The organism is Streptomyces sp. NPDC020801 (genome assembly GCF_044334385.1).
Classification (GTDB): domain Bacteria; phylum Actinomycetota; class Actinomycetes; order Streptomycetales; family Streptomycetaceae; genus Streptomyces.
This window is the reverse complement of the sequence record NZ_JBIRST010000002.1, coordinates 520,826-541,861: the sequence shown is the minus strand read 5'-3', so window position 1 is coordinate 541,861 and position 21,036 is coordinate 520,826. Positions and strand designations below refer to the sequence as shown.

Below are 21,036 nucleotides of genomic sequence, written 5' to 3'. Positions count from 1 at the left end.
TTGAAGGACGCGTTCAACGGCCGCTGAGGCGAGTCCCGGGCCGGGAGGCAGCCGCTGGGACAGTGGCTGCCTCCCGGCGTGTGCCAGAGGTCGGCCGGGTTCGGACCTGTCCGGAGGACGTGACAACATGCGGTCATGTCCTCCGCACTGACCGATCTCTTCCCGCACCCGATCGTGCAGGCTCCGATGGCGGGCGGTCCCTCCGGGCCGCAGCTCGCCGCCGCGGTGTCCGACGCCGGCGGGCTGGGATTCCTCGCCGCCGGTTACAAGACGGCCGACGGCATGTACCAGGAGATCAAGCAGCTGCGCGGGCTGACCGGACACGCCTTCGGCGTGAACGTCTTCATGCCGCAGCCCGAGCACGCGGAGTCGGGCGCCGTCGACCTCTACGCCCAGCAGCTGACCGGCGAGGCCACCTGGTACGAGACCGAGCTCGGCGACCCGGACCGCGGACGTGATGACGGCTACGACGCCAAGCTCGCCGTGCTCCTCGACGACCCGGTCCCGGTGGTGTCCTTCCACTTCGGCGCCCCCACCCGTGAGGTCGTCGACTCCCTGCACCGCGCCGGCACCACCATCCTGGTCACGGCGACCACCGCCGAGGAGGCACTCGCCGTGCAGCGGTCGGGCGCGGACGCGGTGATCGCCCAGGGCGTGGAGGCGGGCGGCCACCAGGGCACCCACCGTGACCTGCCGGAGAACGACGGCGCCGGCATCGGCGTGCTCTCGCTCGTCGCGCAGATCCGTGAGGCGGTGAACCTGCCGATCGTGGCCGCCGGCGGCATCATGCGCGGCAGCCAGATCGCCGCCGTGCTCGCCGCCGGCGCGAGCGCCGCCCAGCTGGGCACGGCGTTCCTCACCACCCCCGAGTCCGGCGCGCACATCCTGCACAAGCAGGCGCTGACCGACCCGATGTTCCCGCGTACGGAGCTGACGCGGGCGTTCTCCGGACGGCCGGCCCGCGGACTGGTCAACCGTTTCATGCGCGAGCACGGCCGGTACGCGCCCGCCGCCTACCCGGAGGTGCACCATCTCGCCGCCCCGCTGCGCATGGCGGCCGCCAAGGCGGGCGATGCGCAGGGCATGGCGCTGTGGGCGGGCCAGGGGCACCGGATGGCCCGCGAGCTGCCCGCCGGGCAGCTGGTGCAGGTGCTGGCGGCCGAACTCGACGCGGCGAGGGCAGCGTTGTCCGCCCTCCCCTCGTTCGGAGGTGACGCGCGATGACGGCACCGGTGTTCGTCGTCGGCCGACTGGGCGGAGCGGGCGAGGAGTTCGTGCTAGACGGTCCCGAGGGGCGGCACGCCGTCTCGGTGAAGCGGCTGCAGCCCGGCGAGCGGGTCGTGCTGACCGACGGTGCCGGGCGGTGGGCCGAGTGCCGGGTGACCGGCACGGAGGGCAAGGACCGGCTGATCGTCCGTATCGACACGATGTCCGAGGAGCCCGAGGAGAGCCCCCGTATCACCGTCGTCCAGGCCCTTCCCAAGGGCGACCGGGGCGAGCTGGCCGTCGAGACCATGACCGAGGTCGGCGTGGACGCGATCGTCCCGTGGGCCGCGTCCCGCTGCATCACGCAGTGGAAGGGCGAGCGCGGCCTGAAGGCGCTCGGCAAGTGGCGCTCGACCGCGCGCGAGGCCGGCAAGCAGTCCCGCCGGGTCCGCTTCCCCGAGGTCGCGGACGCGGCGACGACCAAGCAGGTTGCCGCACTTCTCGCCGAGGCCGACTTCGCCGCCGTCCTCCACGAGAGCGGCGAGGAACCCCTGGCCGCCGCCGAGCTCCCCGCCGAGGGCGAGATCGTGCTGGTCGTCGGTCCCGAGGGCGGTGTCTCCCCGGAGGAGCTGGCGCAGTTCCGGGACGCGGGTGCCAGGGCGTACGTCCTCGGGCGTACGGTGCTGCGTACATCGACCGCCGGGACGGCGGCCGCCGCCCTGCTCCTGGGCCGCACCGGCCGCTGGTCCTGACCCGCCGGTCCCGATCCGTAGGGGGACGCCGTGGAACTCGCCCAAGTCCGTCTGCTCGTCAACGACTTCGCCGCCTGCTACCGCTTCTACGCCGAAGTCCTCGGCCTCAAGCCGCAGTCGGGGGCCGAGCAGGGGCCCTACGAGAAGTTCAGCCCCGCCACCGGGTCCGCGGGCATCGCCCTGCAGGACCGGGAGATGATGGCCGGGGTACTGGGCGAGCTGGGCGAAGAGGCCACCGGGCACCGCTCGCTGGTGGTGTTGCGCGTCGACGACCTCGACGCCTACTGCGCCGAGATCACCGCCCGCGGCGCGACCCTGCTGCACGGCCCGGCCCCCATGACGGACCGTATGCGCGTCGCCCACCTCAAGGACCCGGAGGGCAATCTCGTCGAACTCCAGGAGTGGCTGCTGCTGCGCGGCTGAGCGCGGCGCCCGCGAACAGCTCCCGGCAACGCGTCTCCCCGGCTTCCCGCAGCGGTCCGCGGCACCGGGCCCCGTCGACGAAGGCGCGCACGTCACCGGGTTCGTCCTAACCTGTGTGCTTCGCGCGTCCGCCCACCACGGGAGCGCGCGGCGCCCGGGTGGCCGTATGCGCTCTACCGCGTGCGGCCGAGCGGTGGCAGGCTGCCATGCATGGGGGCATTGAGACGGAATCGGCGGCTGCCGCGCGGGCGGCGGGTGATGGCCGTGGCGGGGCTCGCGGCGCTCGCCGTGGGCGGCGCCGTCGCATGTGATCCCGGCGGGCTGAGCTCCGCGGCGGTGGCCTACACCACCGACCGGACGGCGACCGCGGAGCTGAACCGGCAGCACGCGTCCGTGCGCTGGCTCAGCTGCACGGCCGGCTACGACGGCGGCAACAAGGCGTACACACCGGGGAAGCCGGCGCCGTCGGCGTCCGAGACCACCGTCGCCTCCGTCGACTGCCAGGGGCAGACCAGGGACGGACGGAGGATCACCGTCACCGGGAAGGTCACCCGGGCCGTCGACGGCGCCTGTGTGCGCGGGGACCTGACCGCCAAGGTGGGCGGCAAGGTGTGGTTCCACGTCAACGGCCTCGGCGACTGCAACGCCACGCCCGGGCCCACCTACCGGCCGCCGGTCACCTTCGGGCCGACCGGCGGACAGCCCGGGCCGACCGTCACGGTGACCGTCACCCGGACGATCTGGTGCAAGGGCGACCCCACCTGCTGGCCCGTGGAGGGCAAGTAGGCGCATGCCCGCACCCGGTGTGACGAGCACAGGAAGTGATCCGAACCCCTGTGCTCGGCTGCCGTCGCTGCGTAGGGTGATCAGGTGACTCAGTCCGCATCGTCTGCATCGCCTGCGTACATCCGGTTTCCGCATCTGCACGGCGAGTTGGTCGCCTTCACCGCCGAGGACGACGTGTGGCTCGCACCGCTGGACGGCGGCAGAGCCTGGCGGGTCAGCGCCGACAACGTCCCGGTGAACCATCCCCGCATCTCGCCCGACGGCGCCACCGTCGCCTGGACCTCCACCCGGGACGGCGCGCCCGAGGTGCACATCGCCCCGGTGGCCGGCGGCCCCGCCAAGCGGCTGACGCACTGGGGAAGCTGGAAGACCCAGGTGCGCGGCTGGACGCCGGACGGCGAGGTCCTCGCCATCAGCACCGAGGGCCAGGCCAGTCTGCGCCGCACCTGGGCCCGGGCCGTCCCGCTCGACGGCGGACCGGCCACCACCCTGCCCTACGGACCGGTCGCCGACATCGCCCACGGCCCGCACACCGTACTGCTGTCCGCGCCGATGGGCCGCGAGGCGGCCTGGTGGAAGCGGTACCGGGGCGGCACCGCGGGCAAGCTGTGGATCGACCGGGACGCCCGCGAAGGCGAGGGCGCCGGCGAGTTCGTACGACTGCACGAGGAACTGGACGGCAACATCGAGTACCCGCTGTGGGTGGGGGACCGGATCGCGTTCCTGTCCGACCACGAGGGCACCGGCGCGCTGTACTCCTCCCTCGCCGACGGCTCCGACCTGCGCCGGCACACCCCCCATGAGGGCACCTCGCGTTCGGGCGGAACCGGGAGCGGGGGAGGCTTCTACGCCCGGCACGCCGCGACCGACGGCACCCGGGTCGTCTACTCCAGCGCCGGTGAGCTCTGGCTCCTCGACGACCTCGACGGCGCCGAACCGCGCCGCCTCGACGTCCGGCTCGGCGGCCCGCGCGTGGACCTGCAGCCCTACCCCCTGAACGCCTCCCGCTGGTTCGGCTCCGCCGCCCCCGACCACACGGCACGCGGCAGCGCGGTCGCCGTGCGCGGCGCCGTGCACTGGGTCACCCACCGCTCCGGACCCGCCCGCGCGCTCGCCGCCGAGCCCGGCGTCCGGGCCCGGCTGCCACGCACCTTCCGCACCGAGGGCGAGGAGTGGGTGGTGTGGGTGACGGACGCCGAGGGCGACGACGCCCTGGAGTTCGCGCCCGCCACCGGCCTCGGCGTCGGCGCGACCCCACGCCGGCTCGCCGCCGGGCAGCTGGGCCGGATCCTGGAACTCGCGATGGCCCCCGACGGCAGCCGCGCCGCCGTCGCCTCGCACGACGGGCGGCTGCTGCTCGTCGAGCGCGAGACCGGCGAGGTGCGCGAGGTCGACCGCAGCGACGACGGCGACGTCTGCGACCTCGCCTTCTCGCCCGACTCCGGCTGGCTCGCCTGGTCGCACCCCGGCCCGCGCCCGCTCAGTCAGCTGCGCCTGGCCAACACCACCGACCTGTCGGTCACCGAGGCGACCCCGCTGCGCTTCCAGGACTACGCACCGGCCTTCACTCTCGACGGCAAGCACCTCGCCTTCCTGTCCAACCGCTCCTTCGACCCGGTCTACGACGAGCACGTCTTCGACCTGGCCTTCGTCGAGGGCTCCCGCCCGCACCTGATCACCCTGGCCGCGACCACGCCCTCCCCGTTCGGCCCGCAGCGGCACGGCCGCCCCTTCGAGGCCCCGGACAAGGAGGAGACCCCGGGCAGCGAGGGCACCCCGGCCACGCGCATCGACCTGGAGGGCCTCGCCGACCGCATCGTGCCCTTCCCGGTCGAGGCCGCCCGCTACTCCAACCTGCGCGCCGCCCGCGACGGCGTGCTGTGGCTGCGCCACCCGGTGCGCGGCGTCCTCGGCACCACCCGCGCCACGCCCGACGACCCCGACCCGAAGACCGAGCTGGAGCGCTACGACCTCGCCCAGCAGCGCATCGAGCACCTCGCCGCCGACGCCGACCACTTCGAGGTCAGCGGCGACGGCAAGCGGGTCCTGCTGTGGACCGACGGCAAGCTCAAGGTCGTCCCCAGCGACCGGCGCGCCTCCGGCGACGAGGACAGCGACTCCAACATCACCGTCGACCTCGGCCGGGTCCGCCAGATGGTCGACCCGGCCGCCGAGTGGCGGCAGATGTACGAGGAGACCGGCCGCATCATGCGGGACCACTTCTGGCGGCCCGACATGAACGGCGTCGACTGGGCCGGCGTCCTCGACCGCTACCGGCCGGCCCTGGACCGTGTCGCCACCCACGACGACCTCGTGGACCTGCTCTGGGAGGTGCACGGCGAGCTCGGCACCTCGCACGCCTATGTGATGCCGCCCGGCGGCTACGGCCACGGTGCCCGGCAGGGCCTGCTCGGCGCGGACATCTCCCGCCATGCGGACGGCAGTTGGCGCATCGACCGCATCCTGCCCTCGGAGACCTCCGATCCGGACGCGCGCAGCCCGCTCGCCGCGCCCGGCGTCGCGGTGCGCGCCGGGGACGCGATCGTCGCGATCGGCGGCCGGCCGGTCGACCCGGTGACCGGGCCGGGCCCGCTGCTGGTCGGCACGGCGGGCAAGCCGGTCGAGCTGACCGTCTCCCCGTCGGGCGGCGGCGACCCGCGGCACGCGGTGGTCGTGCCCGTCGCCGACGAGGAGCCGCTGCGCTACCACGCCTGGGTGGCCGGCCGGCGGGCCCACGTCCACGAGAAGTCCGGCGGCCGGCTCGGCTATCTCCACGTGCCGGACATGCAGGCCCCCGGCTGGGCGCAGATCCACCGCGACCTGCGCGTCGAGGTGGCCCGCGAGGGCCTTGTCGTCGACGTGCGGGAGAACCGCGGCGGCCACACCTCCCAGCTCGTGGTGGAGAAGCTCGCGCGGCGGATCGTCGGCTGGGGAGTGCCGCGCGGCATGCGGCCGTACAGCTACCCGCAGGACGCCCCCCGCGGCCCCGTGGTCGCGGTCGCCAACGAGTTCTCCGGTTCCGACGGCGACATCGTCAACGCGGCGATCAGGGCGCTCGGCCTCGGCCCGGTGGTCGGCACCCGCACCTGGGGCGGCGTCATCGGCATCGACAGCCGCTACCACCTGGTCGACGGCACACTGATCACCCAGCCGAAGTACGCGTTCTGGCTGGAGGGTTACGGGTGGGGCGTGGAGAACCACGGAGTGGACCCGGACGTGGAGGTCGTGCAGCGCCCGCAGGACCACGCGGCGGGCCGCGACGCCCAGCTGGACGAGGCGATCCGCATCGCGCTCGAGGCGCTGGAGGAGACGCCCGCGAAGACTCCGCCCAGCCTGCCCTGACCCGCGGGCCGCGCGCCCACCCCCGAAGGACGACACCGGGCGCCCGGGAAGCACCGCTCGGTAGCATGCCCTCGTAGAAGATCACCACCGCCAGGAGGCACCATGGCAGGGGAACCCCAGGACGACTGCCTGTTCTGCAAGATCGTCGCGGGACAGGTCCCCGCGACGATCGTCCGCGAGACGGAGACGACCGTCGCCTTCCGGGACATCAACCCCCAGGCGCCCACCCACGTCCTGGTGATCCCCAAGGCGCACTACAAGGACGCCGCCGCCCTCGCCGCCGGCGCCCCGGAACTCGTCGCGGACGTCCTGCGCGAGACCCGGGCCATCGCCGACGAGGACAAGCTGGACAGCTACCGCACCGTCTTCAACACCGGTCCCGGCGCCGGCCAGACGGTCTGGCACGCCCACGCCCACGTCCTCGGCGGCCGTGGCCTCGAGTGGCCCCCCGGATAGGCAGCCGTGTCCGTCCGTGAACTGGTGGTCCTCGGCACCGCCAGCCAGGTCCCGACCCGGCACCGCAACCACAACGGCTATCTGCTGCGCTGGGACGGCGAGGGCATCCTGTTCGACCCCGGCGAGGGCACCCAGCGCCAGATGCTGCGCGCCGGGGTCGCCGCGCACGACCTGAACCGGATCTGCGTCACCCACTTCCACGGCGACCACGCGCTCGGCCTGGCCGGGGTGATCCAGCGGATCAACCTCGACCAGGTGCCGCACGAGGTCACCGCGCACTACCCCCGCTCGGGCAAGCGCTTCTTCGACCGCCTCCGGTACGCCACCGCCTACCGCGAGACGGTCCCGCTCGCCGAGGTACCGGTCGGCACCGACGGCGTCCTCGCGGCCACACCGGCGTACACCCTCGAGGCCCACCGGCTCTCCCATCCCGTCGAGTCCTACGGCTACCGGCTCGTCGAGCCCGACGGGCTCCGGATGCTGCCCGAGCGGCTCGCCGAGCACGGCATCAAGGGCCCGGACGTGGGCCGCATCCAGCGGGAGGGGTCCCTGAACGGGGTCCCGCTGGAGGCGGTGAGCGAGGTGCGGCGCGGGCAGCGGTTCGCGTTCGTCATGGACACCCGGCTGTGCGAGGGGGTGCACACCCTGGCCGACGGCTGCGACATGCTGGTCATCGAGTCCACCTTCCTCGACGAGGACGGGGAACTGGCCGCCGACCACGGCCACCTGACGGCCGGGCAGGCGGCCCGGGCGGCGCGGGAGGCCGGCGTACGGCACCTCGTCCTCACCCACTTCAGCCAGCGCTACACCGACCCCGGGGAGTTCGAGCGGCAGGCGCGGGCGGCCGGGTTCGACGGCGAGCTCACCGTGGCGCACGACCTGGTGCGAGTGCCGCTCCCGAAACGCCGGTGAACAGCCCGTACGATGCTCTGATGCCCCTGCCGAAAGCCGAACTGCACCTCCACGTCGAAGGCACCCTGGAGCCCGAGCTGGCCTTCGAGCTGGCCGCGCGCAACGGCGTGAAGCTGCCGTACGCGGACACCGACGAGCTCCGCGAGGCGTACCGGTTCGAGGACCTGCAGTCCTTCCTGAACCTGTACTACGAACTCATGGCCGTGCTGCGCACCGAGCGGGACTTCGAGGATCTGGCGAACGCCTACCTCGCCCGGGCCGCCGCGCAGGGCGTGCGGCACGCGGAGATCTTCTTCGACCCGCAGGCCCACCTCTCCCGGGGCGTGGAGATGGGCACGGTCGTCGAGGGGCTGTGGCGGGCGCTGGGCCGCAGCGAGCAGAACCACGACGTCTCCACCCAGCTGATCCTGTGCTTCCTGCGGGACGAGTCCGCCGAGTCCGCGACGCGGACCCTTCGGGCGGCGCGGCCGTACCTGGACCGGATCGTGGGCGTCGGCCTGGACTCGGCGGAGGTCGGGCACCCGCCGGTGAAGTTCCGCGAGGTGTACGAGGCCGCCGCCGCCCTCGGTCTGCGGCGCGTGGCGCACGCGGGTGAGGAGGGCCCGCCGGAGTACATCACGCAGGCCCTCGACGTGCTCGGTGTCGAGCGCGTGGACCACGGTCTGCGCTGCATGGAGGACCCGGCGCTGGTGGAGCGGCTCGTGCAGGACCGTGTCCCGCTGACCCTGTGCCCGCTGTCCAACGTGCGGCTGCGTACCGTCGGCACCCTCGCCGACCATCCGCTGCCCGCCATGCTGGAGGCGGGCCTGCTCTGCACGGTCAACTCCGACGACCCGGCCTACTTCGGCGGCTACGCCGGAGACAACTTCGACGCGGTGCGCACGACGCTGGGCCTCGGCGAGGAACGGCTGAGGGAGCTGGCCCGCAACTCCTTCCTCGCGTCGTTCCTGGAACACGACGAGGAGCGACGCCGGCGGTACCTCGCCGAGGTGGACGCCTATGAGTTCCCGTAGGCAGGTAAGCGGTAAGCCGGTAAGCCGGTAAGCCTGTAGGCCGGTGAGCCCGTGAGCCCGTAAGCCCGTAAGCCCGTAAGCCCGTAAGCCCGTAAGCCCGTAAGCCCCTTCGCCCGTGAGCCGGTAAGTCCGCAGGCCCACGAACCCGCGGGTCCGGGGGCCCTTCGGGGCTAACCGGCGCCCGGCCCCTGCGCGGCGCTCGCCGGCTGCCGGGGTCCCGCCGTGCCGTAGGCCGGCCGCGCGGGTACGGCGGTGCCGTCCACCGGGATCTCCACGACCGGCTGCTCGGGGGCGCCGACCGGCGGGACCGCGCCCGTCGGGGCGCCCGCGGAGGCGGCGACCACGGCGGCCGGCGTTCCGCCGCGGCGGCGGACCGCTCCCGGCAGCAGCGGGCGGCCGCCCGTGTGCAGGGCCACGGCGGTCATCGGCAGCGCGACCGCGAGCAGACCGGCCGCCAGTACCGCGCCCATGACCGGGAAGCCGGCCCGGGCGGACAGCAGACTGCCGGTCAGCGGACCGGCCGCCGTGCCCAGGGACGAGGCCGAGCCGACGAGCACCGCCCAGCGGCCGCGCGCATCGAGCGAGGCGGCGAGGCCGATCAGGTAGGACAGGACGATCGGGTAGAGCACGTTCCAGGCGATCTCGCCGGTGGCGAAGGCCGGCAGATCTGTCGCGGACGCGCTGAGCACGATGCAGCCCGCGATCATCACCGTGCCCGCGCCCACCGGCAGCGCCCGGCCCAGGCGCGGCCCGAGCGCGCCCGCCCCGATCACGCCGAGCAGCCCGGCGCCGAGCGCCACCGCGAACACCACACCGACGGTGACCTCGTCGAGGTGCGCCTGGGTGAGGCCGATACGGCCACTGACGCCCCACAGGGAGTTCTGGGCGAGGGACCAGCAGAGCATGGTGGCGGCCAGGACGAGACCGGCGCGGCGGTGGGGGAGCGGGGTGGCCTGGTGGACCGGCGTCCGGGCCGCGCCACGGACCGGGAGGCGGCCGGTGAGCGGCCACACTGCCAGCGAGGTGAGCGCGATGGCGGCGAGGGGCCGGCCGTGGCCCGGCCCGAGGTGCGGCACCGTCAGATAGACCACGCCCGCGAGCGCGGAGACGCCGAGCAGCCCGAGCGTGGAGACACGGTGCGGGTCGCTCCCCCAAGCTCTCGACTTCGTTCGGGCGGGGGAGGCCCCCAGGGCGGCGATCCCGGTGGCGGCGACCGTGGTGGCCGTACCGGAGCCGAATCCGCCGACGACCAGACCGGCCACGACCAGCGGCACGAAGCCGGTCAGCGCGGCCCCGCCGTAGCCGAGGACGGCCAGCGCGAGCCCGGCCCGGGCGAGTGTGCGTGCCCCGATCCGTTCCACCCGGGTGGCCAGCAGGAACCCGGCCGCCGCCGAACTCAGCAGCAGCGCGCTGCCGATGGCGCCGGCCTGGGTGGCGGACAGCGGCAGTCCGGTGTCCAGCCGGCCGACGGTCGTCGGCAGCAGATAGGGGGCGAGACACCCGGCCGTGAACAGGGCGACGAGCGGCCAGGGGAGGGTGCGGGGGGCGGACACGGGCGTTCCCAGGGCATGCGAAAGAGGCGACTCAGGAAAAGGGGGAAGGGCGCCGACCGTCGACGGACAGGAACGCGCGGGCAATTTGTATCAAGCGGGGGGCGGGGCGCGGGAACTGATTTGCTGTGATGTGGATCACATTGCGTTTCGAACGGCTGGGTCCGGGTAGCGAATATCCCCTTCCTGGCCGGGCGATGCCCACCCCCCGGACGTCCGTTGACGGTTGACGTTCGCGTATCTAATCTCTGTTCTCATACATGGATGACTTTTCTGTGGGGAGATGAGCGACGGTGAGCCTGGGCACCGACTTCAGCGGTCCGGCCGGAGGGGCGCGCGGGCTGCGGGAGGGGATGGCGGGCGGTGTCCTGTCCTTCCCGCTGACCGCATTCCGTGACGACGGCTCCCTCGACCCCGACGGCTGCCGCGCCCACCTCGCGGCCCAGCTCGCCACCGCCCCCGGCGCCGTCTTCCCGGCCTGTGGCACCGGCGAGTTCTTCTCCCTGGACGAGGACGAGTACCGCAGGGTCGTCTCGGTCGCCGTCGAGGAGGCCGCCGGCCGCGTGCCGGTGGTGGCCGGCACCGGCTACGGCTGGGCCCAGGCCGTCCGGTTCGCGCGAATCGCCGAGGAGGCCGGCGCCGACGCGCTCCTGGTGCTGCCGCACTACCTCGCCGCCGCCCCGCAGGACGGCCTGGTGGCCCAGCTGGAGCAGATCGCCGCCCGCACCCGGCTGCCGCTCGTCGCCTACCAGCGCGGTCAAGCGACCTACGGGGTCGAGGCGTTCCGCCGGATCACCCGCGTCCCGGGCGTCATCGGCCTCAAGGACGGCCACGGCGACCTCGACCGCCTGCAACGGCTCACGCTCGCCGCGCCCGAGGACTTCCTGTTCTTCAACGGTGCCGCCACCGCCGAGATCCAGGCCCGGGCCTACGCCGCGGTGGGCGTACCCGCCTACTCCTCCGCCGTGCACGCCTTCGCCCCCGAGATCGCGAACGCCTTCTTCGCCGCCCTGCGCTCCGGCGACGGCGGCACGGCCGACAAGCTGCTGCGCGACTTCTACGCCCCGTTCGCCGAACTGCGCGACCGGGCACCCGGCTACTCCGTGTCCCTGGTGAAGGCGGCGGCCCGGCTGCGCGGCCGCCCCGTGGGTCCCGTGCGCGCCCCGCTCACCGACCCCTCGCCCGCCGACCTGGCCGGCCTGAAGACCCTGCTCACCGCCGGACTCGACCTCGTAGGAGCCGCCCTGTGACCCGCGACCTCACCGTCACCGAGGTGCGGCTGACGCCGATCCTGGTCGCCGACCCGCCGCTGCTGAACACACAGGGCGTCCACCAGCCGTACACCCCCCGCCTGATCGTGGAGGTGGTGACGGCCGACGGGATCACCGGGCTCGGCGAGACCTACGGCGACACCAAGTACCTGGAGCTGGCCCGCCCGCTCGCCGAGAGGCTGACCGGCCGCCAGGTCACGGATGTGAACGGGCTCTTCGCTTTCGACCTCGCCGTGGACGCCTCCCGGGTCGAGGACGCCGTCGACGTCGGCGGACTGCGCGGCGTCCAGACCGCCGACAAGCTGCGTCTGTCCGTCCTCTCCGCCTTCGAGGTGGCCTGCCTGGACGCTCTCGGCAAGGCGCTCGGCCTGCCCGTGCACGCGCTGCTCGGCGGGAGGGTGCGGGACGCCGTCGAGTACAGCGCCTACCTCTTCTACAGGTGGGCCGGCCACCCCGAGGGCGTGGCCGGCGAGCAGGACGACTGGGGCGCCGCCCTCGACCCCGCCGGGGTCGTCGAACAGGCACGCCGGTTCACCGAGCGGTACGGCTTCACCTCCTTCAAGCTCAAGGGCGGGGTCTTCCCGCCGGAGGAGGAGACCGCCGCCGTACGGGCCCTCGCGGCGGCCTTCCCGGGGCACCCGCTGCGGCTCGACCCCAACGGGGCCTGGTCGGTTCGGACGTCGCTGAAGGTGGCGGGCGAACTGGCGGACGTCCTCGAGTACCTGGAGGACCCCGCCCTCGGCACGCCCGCCATGGCCGAGGTGGCCGCCCGGACCGGCGTACCGCTGGCCACCAACATGTGCGTGACGACCTTCGCCGAGATCAGGGAGGCGTTCACCAGGGACGCGGTCCAGGTGGTGCTCTGCGACCACCACTACTGGGGCGGACTGCGCAACACCCAGCACCTGGCCGCTCTGTGCGCCGCCTTCGGTGTCGGCGTGTCGATGCACTCCAACACCCATCTGGGAATCAGCCTGGCCGCGATGACCCACGTGGCGTCCACCGTCCCGAACCTCCACCACGCCTGCGACACCCACTACCCGTGGCAGCCGGAGGACGTCCTCACCGAACGCCTCACCTTCGACGCGGGCCGGGTCGCCGTCCCGGAAGCCCCCGGACTCGGCGTCGAACTGGACCGGGACGAACTGGCCCGGCTGCACCGCCGGTGGGCCGAGGACGACGGCTCGCTCCGCGACCGCGACGACGCCGCCGCGATGCGCGTCGCCGAACCGGCCTGGGTCACGCCCACGATGCCACGCTGGTAGCCGTCCCGACGTACCTCAGGGTCTTCCGGCGCCGCCCGGCGTGACGGCCGCCCTGCCCCCGGTGCTCTGGTGCACACTGGCCTGATCCGCACCACGTCAGGGAGCGCACCGTGACCGCGTCCAGCACGCCTGCCGGAGAAGGACCGGAGTACCCGCAGGACCGGGAGTACATCGTCGGGGCACCGCACACCCCCGTCCATCCGCAGGCCGACCCGCTGGCCGCCCTGCGCACGCCGGACGACCCGCCCTGGGACGTCTACCTCACGGGCACCGTCTTCCTGGACATCGTCTTCACCGGGCTCGACTCCGCCCCGGTGCGCGGGACCGAGTCCTGGGCACGCGGGATGGGCTCGAGCCCGGGCGGGGTGGCGAACATGGCGACCGCGCTGGCCCGCCTCGGCCTGCGCACCGCCCTGGCGGCGGCCTTCGGCGACGACCACTACGGCGAGTACTGCTGGGACGCGCTGGAGCAGGGCGAGGGCATCGACCTCTCCCCGTCGCGCACCGTGCCCGGCTGGCACTCGCCGGTCACCGTCTCCATGGCGTACGAGGGCGAGCGCACGATGGTCTCCCACGGCCACGAGCCGCCCCCGGAGGCCGCGTTGATCCTGCAGGGCGCCCCCGGCTGCCCGCCCCGCGCACGGGCCGCCGTGGCCTCCCTGACGCCGGGCCGGCGCGCGCCCTGGATCGGGGGGGCCGCGCGCCTGGGCACCCGTATCTTCGCCGACGTCGGCTGGGACGACACCGGCGCCTGGGACCTGGCGGGCCTCGCCGATCTGGCGCACTGCGAGGCGTTCCTGCCCAACGCCGAGGAGGCGATGCGCTACACGGGCACCGACTGCCCGCGCGCCGCCGCGCACGCGCTCACCGAGTCCGTACCGGTCGCGGTCGTCACCCTCGGCTCCGAGGGCGCCTACGCGGTGGACCGGCGCACGGGGGAGACCGCCGAGGTGCCCGCGATCGAGGTGGAGGCCCTGGACCCCACGGGTGCGGGCGACGTCTTCGTGGCCGGATTCGTCACCGGCACCCTGGCCGGCTGGCCGCTGGCCGACCGGCTCGCCTTCGCCGGGCTCACCGCCGCCCTGTCCGTCCAGGAGTTCGGCGGCTCCCTGTCGGCGCCCGGCTGGTCCGAGATCGCGGCCTGGTGGCGCCGGGTCCAGTCGGTGGCCGGCCAGAACCCGGCGGCACTGCGGCGGTACGCCTTCCTGGAGGGCCTGGTACCGGAGGTGGGCGTCGAGCCGTGGCCGCGGCGCAGGGCGGTGCCGACCATCGGATTCGGCAGGTCGGCGTGACCGCACGGTATCCGCGCCCGACGGGCAACGGGACGCTGCTCATATGTAGTTGACCCCGCCCCGCGCGCATCCCACGACGGGCGCCCGGGCCGGAGTCCGCCATTGACAGGTGACGTTTCCTGCTCAATTATCGGCGGAATCAAGCACGTTTTTGCAAGCCTTCCCGACCCCCTCCGTCGAAGGACATGCGCCGTGCGCAGACCATCACGCAGCCTCAGAGCGCTGCCGGCCGCCCTTTCCCTGGCCCTCGCCCTCCCCGTCGCCCTCACCGCCCCCGAACAGGCCCAGGCGCAGCCCGATGGGGCCGCCGCCCTCCGCGCCCCCCGGTTCACCCACTCCGCGGGCGAGTTGACCCTCACGGTCCCGCGGGGACGCGGCACCCCCGGCTACACACTCGAGGTGACGACCGGTCAACTCGCCCTCACCACCCGCCGCTTCAACTCCACCGTCCTGGCCACCGCGCCCGGCGACACCGGCGCCCTGCGCTTTCGCACCCCCGGCGCCTGGCAGCACGCCACCCGCGTCACCGGCTGGACCTGGAAGCACGGCGTCCTGACCCTCACCGCCGCCACGACCGCCGCCGGCGCGACCGTGGAGGCCCGCGTCACCCCCACCGCCGACCGCTACCAGCTCGACTGGCGAGTGAGGGGAGTGGCGGCCGAACGGCTCGGCCTCGCCTACGACCTGAAGTCCGCCGGCCACTGGTACGGCCACGGCGAGGCCCGGACCCCGAACGGCGGGCCCGGCACGGACCAGCCGTGGCCGCTCGACAGCGGCCAGGTCGTCCACCCGGCCTTCGGACCCGCCTCCTACTACATGATCGACCCGTTCTGGTACACCTCCGCCGCGACCGGGCTGCGAGTTGACACCGGGCACGTCATGGACGTGGCGATCAACCAGGGCGGGGACGGCCTGGGCCGCTTCGACATCGAGTCCCCGGACACCGGCCCCTACAGGGCGACCGTCTTCGTCGAGTCCAGTCCCCTGGAGGTCTACCGCGACTACGTGGGCATCGTGGGCAGACCGGCCAGGAGCGACGCCACCTACCGGCAGTACGCCGAGCCGGTGTGGAACTCGTGGGCGCAGTTCTACACCCACGTCGACCAGGCGAAACTCCTCGGCTACGCCCAGGACCTGCACGACCACGGCGTCAGGGGCCACACCCTCCAGCTCGACGACAAGTGGGAGTCGAACTACGGGAACATGACCTTCGACGCGAAGGCCTACCCGGACCCCGGGGCCATGTCCCGGAAGATCCACGACCTGGGCTTCGACTTCGGCCTCTGGGTCACCCTGTGGATCAACCTGGACTCCGACCAGTACCGGTACGCCGCCGACCACGGTTACCTGCTCAAGGACGCCGCGGACCCCGCCAGGCCGTGCACCGTCACCTGGTGGAACGGCACGGCGGGCATCGTCGACCTCGCCAACCCGGACGCCAGGGCCTGGTACCAGAACCGGCTGAAGACCCTGATGAGCACCTACGGCGTCGACGGCCTGAAGTTCGACACCCGCTTCTTCGACGAGCGGTGCGCCCCCTACGCGGGCCACCAGCCCACCGACTACCAGCGGCTCGGCGCGGAGCTCGCCGACCAGTACGACCTCCAGGGCGTCGGCATCCGCGTCCACTGGAGCGCCAGCGCCCACCGGGCCGGGTTCGTCACCCGTCAGGTCGACAAGGGCACCGGCTGGAACTCGCTGCGGGCCTCGGTCACCCAGAACCTCGCCATCTCCACGATCGGCTACCCCTTCGTCACCACCGACATGATCGGCGGCTCCAGCGGCCAGCCGGCCCCGAGCAAGCAGGTCCTGATCCGCTGGGCCCAGTCCGCCGCACTGATGCCGCTGATGTACGCCTCCACGTCACCCGTCGACACCATCGACGTGACGACCGGCAGGAAGGTGGTCTACGACGAGGAGACCATCGCCCTCTACCGCCGGGCGATCGCCCGCCACGGCCGTCTGGCCCCGTACATCTGGCACCAGGTCCAGCAGACCCTGAAGACCGGCGACCCGATCATGCGCCCGCTCTTCTTCGACTTCCCGGGGGACAGGGCCGCCTACACCATCACCGACGAGTGGATGCTGGGCCCGGCCGTCCTGGCGGCCCCCCAGCTCACCGACGCCACTACCCGAGCCGTCCACCTGCCGCCGGGCACCTGGTACGACGTGGCCCACGGCAAGGTGATCCGCGGCGGACGCACCCTGACGTCCTACGCCACCCCGCTGGACGTCACACCCGTCTTCGTCAACCTCAGGGCCAAGGGCGCGGACAGGGTGCTCCGGGCGCTGCGCTGAACGCCGCACACCCCGGTACCGAGGGCCGACCGCGACCACAGGCGGCCGGCCCTCGGGCACGGCGACCTGTGTGGGGGGAGCCCCCCGACCTGGGGGGAGCCCCCGACCTGGGGGGAGCCCCCGACCTGGGGGGGGAGCCCCCGACCCTGTGTGGAAGAGCCCCCGTGGGGTCCGTGGCGTGGCCCGGGACGGGTGGCTTCGCCCCGCCGGCTCGGGTGCGTCGCCGGGCAGAGGTCAGAAACCCAGCCGGCGCAGCTGCTTCGGGTCCCGCTGCCAGTCCTTCGCCACCTTCACGTGCAGGTCCAGGAAGACCGGCGTGCCCAGCAGTGCCTCGATCTGCTTGCGGGACTTGATGCCGACCTCCTTCAGCCGCTTGCCCTTGGGACCGATGATGATCCCCTTCTGGCTGGGGCGTTCGATGAAGACGTTGGCGTGGATGTCCAGCAGCGGCCGGTCCGCCGGCCGGTCCTCGCGCGGGAGCATCTCCTCGACGACCACCGCGATGGAGTGCGGCAGCTCGTCGCGCACGCCCTCCAGCGCCGCCTCCCGGATCAGCTCGGCCACCATGACCTGCTCGGGCTCGTCGGTCAGATCGCCCTCGGGGTAGAGGGCCGGACCCTCCGGCATCAGCGGGATCAGCAGATCGGCCAGCAGGTCCACCTGCTTGCCGGCCGTCGCCGACACCGGCACGATCTCCGCCCAGGTGATCCCCAGCTCCTGGCCCAGCTGGTCGATGGCGATCAGCTGCTCGGCCAGCGCCTTGGAGTCCACCAGGTCGGTCTTGGTGACGATCGCGACCTTCGGGGTCCTCTTGATCCCCGCGAGCTCCTTGGCGATGAAACGGTCACCCGGCCCGATCTTCTGGTCGGCCGGCAGACAGAAGCCGATCACGTCGACCTCGGCCCACGTCGCCCGTACGACGTCGTTCAGCCGCTCACCGAGCAGCGTGCGCGGCTTGTGCAGCCCCGGCGTGTCCACCAGGATCAGCTGTGCGTCCGGACGGTGCACGATGCCCCGTACGGTGTGCCGCGTCGTCTGGGGCCGGTTCGAGGTGATCGCCACCTTCTGCCCGACCAGAGCGTTCGTGAGGGTGGACTTGCCCGCGTTGGGACGGCCCACGAAACAGGCGAAGCCTGCCCGGTGGACAGCCTCGGCCGGCTGCTCGGATGACTCGGTACGAACGCTCATGGCGTTCATTGTCCCTGATCCACGAAGCCCCGCCGCACCGCGCGTCGAACGCCCGCCCGCTTGTGAGATCCCGGAAACCCCCACGCAACACGAAACGTCACCGAAACACACCCGTACGCAACAGGAAACGCGCACCGGTGACCCTCTGACGAGCCCCCACTCCGAGGAGATGCGCCCGTGGAGTCCGTCACTCTGGCCGCCGTGCACGCCGTGCACGCCGCACACGTCGACACCGGCGACACCGCCTGGCTGCTCGCCGCCACCGCCCTCGTCCTGCTGATGACCCCGGGCCTCGCCCTCTTCTATGGCGGCATGGTCCGCACGAAGAGCGTCCTCAACATGCTGATGATGAGCTTCGTGTCGATCGCCCTGGTCACCGTGGTCTGGCTGGCGTTCGGCTACTCCCTCGCCTTCGGCGGCGACGTCGCGGACGGCCTCATCGGCGGCCTCCACCAGGCGGGCATGGCCGGCCTCGGCCCGGACAGCGTCCACGGCACCGTGCCCACCCTGCTGTTCGCCACCTTCCAGCTCACCTTCGCGATCATCACGGCCGCCCTGATCAGCGGCGCGATCGCGGACCGGGCGAAGTTCGGCGCCTGGCTGGTCTTCGTGCCGGTCTGGGCGCTGCTCGTATACGTTCCCGTCACCCACTGGGTGTGGGGCCCCGGCGGCTGGATCGCGCACGACCTCGGCGCCCTCGACTTCGCCGGCGGCCTGCCCGTGGAGATCACCTCCGGTGCCTCCGGTCTCGCGCTCTGCCTGGTCCTCGGCCCGCGTCTGGGCTTCAAGAAGGACGCCATGCGCCCGCACAACCTGCCCATGGTGATGCTCGGCGCCGGTCTGCTCTGGTTCGGCTGGTTCGGCTTCAACGCGGGCTCCGCCATGGGCGCGAGCGGCCTGGCCGCGGCCGCCTTCCTCAACACCCTCGCGGCCGGCTGCACCGGCCTGCTGGGCTGGCTCTTCGTGGAGCAGAGGCGCGACGGCCACCCGACGACCCTGGGCGCCGCGTCCGGCGCGGTCGCCGGTCTGGTCGCGATCACCCCGTCCTGCGGCACGGTCTCCCTGCTGGGCGCCCTGGTCGTCGGCCTCGCCGCCGGTGTCGTCTGCTCCTACGCCGTGAGCTGGAAGTTCAAGCTGAACTACGACGACTCCCTCGACGTGGTCGGCGTCCACCTGGTCGGCGGCGTCATCGGCACCCTGCTGATCGGCCTCTTCGCGGTCCGCGCGATGACCGGCGGCACCGAGGGCCTCTTCTACGGCGGCGGGCTCGCCCCGCTCGGCAGGCAGCTGCTGGCCGTGGTGGCCGTGGCGGTGTACGCCTTCGCCGTGACCTACGGCCTCGGCAAACTGCTCGACAGGGTGATGGGCTTCCGCGCGAGCGACGAGCAGGAGCACACCGGCCTGGACCTTACGGTGCACGCCGAGACCGCCTACGATCACGGGGTCCTGGGGCACGGTGCCCCGGTCGGCGCGTCCCCCGTCGTCTCCTCCGCGCAGAAGGTCAAGACCCAGGCATGAAGCTCATCACCGCGATCGTCAAGCCGTACCGCCTCGACGAGGTCAAGACCGCGCTCCAGGAGCTGGGCGTGCACGGTCTGACCGTGACCGAGGCCAGCGGCTACGGCCGTCAGCGCGGCCACACCGAGGTGTACCGCGGCGCCGAGTACCAGGTCGACCTCGTGCCCAAGGTCCGTATCGAGGTGGTCGTCGGGGACGCCGACGCCGAGGCGGTCATCGAGGCCGTGGTGAAGGCCGCGCAGACCGGGAAGATCGGCGACGGCAAGGTGTGGGCGGTGCCCGTCGAGACGGTCGTACGGGTCCGGACGGGCGAGCGCGGGCCGGACGCCCTGTAGCCCGCCCGCCCCGCGAAGCCGTCCGCCCCGCCAATCCCTGCGCCGGTCCGTCCCGGCCGGACACGGCCGGACCGGGTGTCCACGGGCCGGCCGGCAGGGACGAGCTGCGGACTACTCCGCTCCGCCCGCCCGCAACGTCAGCCGGACCTCACCGTCCGGCCCGGCGAGCAGCACCGGGGTCCCCGGCCCGCCCAGGTCCCGTACCGCGGCCAGGTCCCCGGGCGGCAGCCCCTCCGCCTCGCCGACCACCGCCGCCGCCTCCAGCGACTTCGCCCCGGACGCCACCGCCATCGCCACTGCCGTCTGCAGGGCGCTCAGCTCCAGCGAGGCCAGATGCACCGACCCGGCGACATACGTGCGGCCGGTCTCGTCCCGTACGGCCGCACCCTCCGGCACGCCGTTGCGGGCCCGCGCCGAGCGGGCCAGGGTGACGATCTTGCGGTCCTCGGGGGCGAGCGCGTTGCTGTCGGTCATGCCCCGAGCATACGAAAGCCCGGCCGGCGGCCAGGCACACGGAGGCGTACCCGCGGCCGTCGGGCCGGGTACATCGCCCCGCGCCTGCCCTCCGGCGACGCCAGCCACTCCAGCTTGGCCGCGGTGTTCGCCTCGTCCAGCGGCGTGTGCAGCACGATCGTCAGATCGGGCCGGGCCGGCACCTTCATCGCCGTCGACTCCACGCACAGCAGCCCGACCAGCGGATGGTCGAGCTCCTTGCGGATCTGCCCGGCGTCCTCGATGTCCCGCTCCTCCCACAGCGCCGTGAACTCCTCGCTCACCGCCGTCACCTGGGCCAGCACGGCCTGGTACCCCTCGTCGTCGGGCCGGGCGGCGCAGGCCGCCCTGAACTGCGCGACGACCGTCCGCGCGTTGCGCTCCCAGCTGTTGGAACGCGAGCGGTACAACGGGTCGGCGAAGAAGTCGACGAGGCAGTTCTGCGTGCCGTCCTGACGCATGCCCAGCACCACCGCCGCCGCGTCGTTGAACATCAGGCAGTTGTAGTACATGTCCATGATGTGCGCCGGATACGGCATCCACGTGTCGATCAGCCGACGCAGCCCGTCGCACATGTCCCGCTTCTCCGGCGCCACTTCGGGCACGGGCGGGTTCAGCCCGGCGAGGACGTACAGATGCCGGCGCTCGGCGTCGCCGAGCCTGAGCACCCGGGCCACGGCGTCCAGGACCTGCGGGGAGACGGAGATGTCCCGGCCCTGTTCCAGCCACTGGTACCAGGAGGCCCCCACCCCCGCGAGCACGGCGACCTCCTCGCGCCGCAGTCCCGGCGTACGGCGCCTGGCACCGCCGTCCGGCAGCCCGGCCTCGGCCGGCGTCACCCGGGCCCGCCTGTTCATCAGGAACTCGCGCAGTTCGCGCAGGCGCCGGCTCTTCAGCGCGTCCTCAGGCACGTGCCGCTCCCCCTCGTCGTGTCCGG

Annotated in this window: 18 protein-coding genes; 14 read left to right on the top strand and 4 right to left on the bottom strand. The window is 73.2% G+C overall.

Annotated elements, in window-relative coordinates:
• Positions 1-135: 135 nt before the first annotated feature.
• From ACH4UM_RS07335 to ACH4UM_RS07300, 8 genes are all read left to right on the top strand, one after another.
• Entirely contained in the window at positions 136-1,224 is a 1,089-nt protein-coding gene (locus ACH4UM_RS07335; RefSeq protein ID WP_398174902.1) for a nitronate monooxygenase, read from the top strand.
• Positions 1,221-1,958, top strand: coding sequence for a 16S rRNA (uracil(1498)-N(3))-methyltransferase (locus ACH4UM_RS07330; protein WP_398174899.1), 738 nt, complete (start codon positions 1,221-1,223; stop codon positions 1,956-1,958). The genes ACH4UM_RS07335 and ACH4UM_RS07330 overlap by 4 nt, the downstream gene beginning before the upstream one ends.
• A gap of 30 nt (positions 1,959-1,988) precedes the next feature.
• Complete coding sequence (locus ACH4UM_RS07325) at positions 1,989-2,381, top strand: VOC family protein (RefSeq protein WP_398174896.1); 393 nt, start codon at positions 1,989-1,991, stop codon at positions 2,379-2,381.
• A gap of 210 nt (positions 2,382-2,591) precedes the next feature.
• Positions 2,592-3,167, top strand: a complete 576-nt coding sequence (locus tag ACH4UM_RS07320) for a hypothetical protein (RefSeq protein ID WP_398174893.1) — start codon at positions 2,592-2,594, stop codon at positions 3,165-3,167.
• 84 nt (positions 3,168-3,251) lie between these two features.
• Entirely contained in the window at positions 3,252-6,509 is a 3,258-nt protein-coding gene (locus ACH4UM_RS07315) for a S41 family peptidase (RefSeq protein ID WP_398174890.1), read from the top strand.
• A 102-nt stretch (positions 6,510-6,611) separates the two neighbouring features.
• Positions 6,612-6,965, top strand: a complete 354-nt coding sequence (locus tag ACH4UM_RS07310; protein ID WP_398174887.1) for a histidine triad nucleotide-binding protein — start codon at positions 6,612-6,614, stop codon at positions 6,963-6,965.
• A gap of 6 nt (positions 6,966-6,971) precedes the next feature.
• A complete protein-coding gene (locus tag ACH4UM_RS07305; RefSeq protein ID WP_398174885.1) occupies positions 6,972-7,877 on the top strand; it encodes a ribonuclease Z in 906 nt (301 codons plus the stop codon).
• Between the two features lie 20 nt (positions 7,878-7,897).
• Positions 7,898-8,890 carry an adenosine deaminase gene (locus ACH4UM_RS07300; RefSeq protein ID WP_398174882.1) on the top strand — a complete coding sequence of 331 codons (993 nt, stop codon included), beginning with the start codon at positions 7,898-7,900 and terminating at the stop codon, positions 8,888-8,890.
• 170 nt (positions 8,891-9,060) lie between these two features.
• Here the strand turns inward: ACH4UM_RS07300 and ACH4UM_RS07295 are convergent, their stop codons facing one another.
• Positions 9,061-10,443: an MFS transporter gene (locus ACH4UM_RS07295; protein WP_398174879.1), complete on the bottom strand. Its 1,383-nt coding sequence runs from the start codon at positions 10,441-10,443 to the stop codon at positions 9,061-9,063.
• 350 nt (positions 10,444-10,793) lie between these two features.
• Between ACH4UM_RS07295 and ACH4UM_RS07290 the strand changes: the two genes are divergently transcribed.
• The 4 genes from ACH4UM_RS07290 to ACH4UM_RS07275 all read left to right on the top strand — a co-directional run bounded on the left by ACH4UM_RS07290 (position 10,794) and on the right by ACH4UM_RS07275 (position 16,566).
• A complete protein-coding gene (locus ACH4UM_RS07290; protein ID WP_398175059.1) occupies positions 10,794-11,690 on the top strand; it encodes a 5-dehydro-4-deoxyglucarate dehydratase in 897 nt (298 codons plus the stop codon).
• Positions 11,687-12,976 carry a glucarate dehydratase family protein gene (locus ACH4UM_RS07285; protein ID WP_398174876.1) on the top strand — a complete coding sequence of 430 codons (1,290 nt, stop codon included), beginning with the start codon at positions 11,687-11,689 and terminating at the stop codon, positions 12,974-12,976. Before ACH4UM_RS07290 ends, ACH4UM_RS07285 begins: the two co-directional genes overlap by 4 nt.
• A 110-nt stretch (positions 12,977-13,086) precedes the next feature.
• The gene (locus tag ACH4UM_RS07280) at positions 13,087-14,268 is read left to right on the top strand and encodes a carbohydrate kinase family protein (protein ID WP_398174873.1); all 1,182 of its coding nucleotides are present in this window, start codon (positions 13,087-13,089) and stop codon (positions 14,266-14,268) included.
• A 192-nt stretch (positions 14,269-14,460) separates the two neighbouring features.
• Positions 14,461-16,566, top strand: a complete 2,106-nt coding sequence (locus ACH4UM_RS07275; RefSeq protein WP_398174870.1) for a glycoside hydrolase family 31 protein — start codon at positions 14,461-14,463, stop codon at positions 16,564-16,566.
• A 234-nt stretch (positions 16,567-16,800) separates the two neighbouring features.
• Here the strand turns inward: ACH4UM_RS07275 and era are convergent, their stop codons facing one another.
• Entirely contained in the window at positions 16,801-17,754 is a 954-nt protein-coding gene (gene era / locus ACH4UM_RS07270) for a GTPase Era (RefSeq protein WP_398174867.1), read from the bottom strand.
• Positions 17,755-17,931: 177 nt separating this feature from the next.
• Between era and ACH4UM_RS07265 the strand changes: the two genes are divergently transcribed.
• The gene (locus tag ACH4UM_RS07265) at positions 17,932-19,272 is read left to right on the top strand and encodes an ammonium transporter (RefSeq protein ID WP_398174864.1); all 1,341 of its coding nucleotides are present in this window, start codon (positions 17,932-17,934) and stop codon (positions 19,270-19,272) included.
• Complete coding sequence (locus tag ACH4UM_RS07260; RefSeq protein ID WP_398174861.1) at positions 19,269-19,607, top strand: P-II family nitrogen regulator; 339 nt, start codon at positions 19,269-19,271, stop codon at positions 19,605-19,607. Before ACH4UM_RS07265 ends, ACH4UM_RS07260 begins: the two co-directional genes overlap by 4 nt.
• Before the next feature lie 111 nt (positions 19,608-19,718).
• On the opposite strand, the gene ACH4UM_RS07255 is transcribed toward ACH4UM_RS07260, so the two are convergent.
• Together ACH4UM_RS07255 and ACH4UM_RS07250 are read right to left on the bottom strand one after the other, a co-directional pair.
• Positions 19,719-20,081: a cytidine deaminase gene (locus ACH4UM_RS07255; RefSeq protein ID WP_398174858.1), complete on the bottom strand. Its 363-nt coding sequence runs from the start codon at positions 20,079-20,081 to the stop codon at positions 19,719-19,721.
• Complete coding sequence (locus ACH4UM_RS07250; RefSeq protein WP_398175056.1) at positions 20,078-20,956, bottom strand: helix-turn-helix transcriptional regulator; 879 nt, start codon at positions 20,954-20,956, stop codon at positions 20,078-20,080. Before ACH4UM_RS07250 ends, ACH4UM_RS07255 begins: the two co-directional genes overlap by 4 nt.
• Positions 20,957-21,036: the final 80 nt, after the last annotated feature.

Bases quoted from the DNA above. Each gene is read 5' to 3' on its own strand.
- ACH4UM_RS07335 (WP_398174902.1), top strand. From the start codon at position 136: ATGTCCTCCGCACTGACCGATCTCTTCCCGCACCCGATCGTGCAGGCT.
- ACH4UM_RS07330 (WP_398174899.1), top strand. From the start codon at position 1,221: ATGACGGCACCGGTGTTCGTCGTCGGCCGACTGGGCGGAGCGGGCGAG.
- ACH4UM_RS07320 (WP_398174893.1), top strand. From the start codon at position 2,592: ATGGGGGCATTGAGACGGAATCGGCGGCTGCCGCGCGGGCGGCGGGTG.
- ACH4UM_RS07310 (WP_398174887.1), top strand. From the start codon at position 6,612: ATGGCAGGGGAACCCCAGGACGACTGCCTGTTCTGCAAGATCGTCGCG.
- ACH4UM_RS07300 (WP_398174882.1), top strand. From the start codon at position 7,898: ATGCCCCTGCCGAAAGCCGAACTGCACCTCCACGTCGAAGGCACCCTG.
- ACH4UM_RS07290 (WP_398175059.1), top strand. From the start codon at position 10,794: ATGGCGGGCGGTGTCCTGTCCTTCCCGCTGACCGCATTCCGTGACGAC.
- era (WP_398174867.1), bottom strand. From the start codon at position 17,754: ATGAGCGTTCGTACCGAGTCATCCGAGCAGCCGGCCGAGGCTGTCCAC.
- ACH4UM_RS07260 (WP_398174861.1), top strand. From the start codon at position 19,269: ATGAAGCTCATCACCGCGATCGTCAAGCCGTACCGCCTCGACGAGGTC.
- ACH4UM_RS07255 (WP_398174858.1), bottom strand. From the start codon at position 20,081: ATGACCGACAGCAACGCGCTCGCCCCCGAGGACCGCAAGATCGTCACC.
- ACH4UM_RS07250 (WP_398175056.1), bottom strand. From the start codon at position 20,956: ATGAACAGGCGGGCCCGGGTGACGCCGGCCGAGGCCGGGCTGCCGGAC.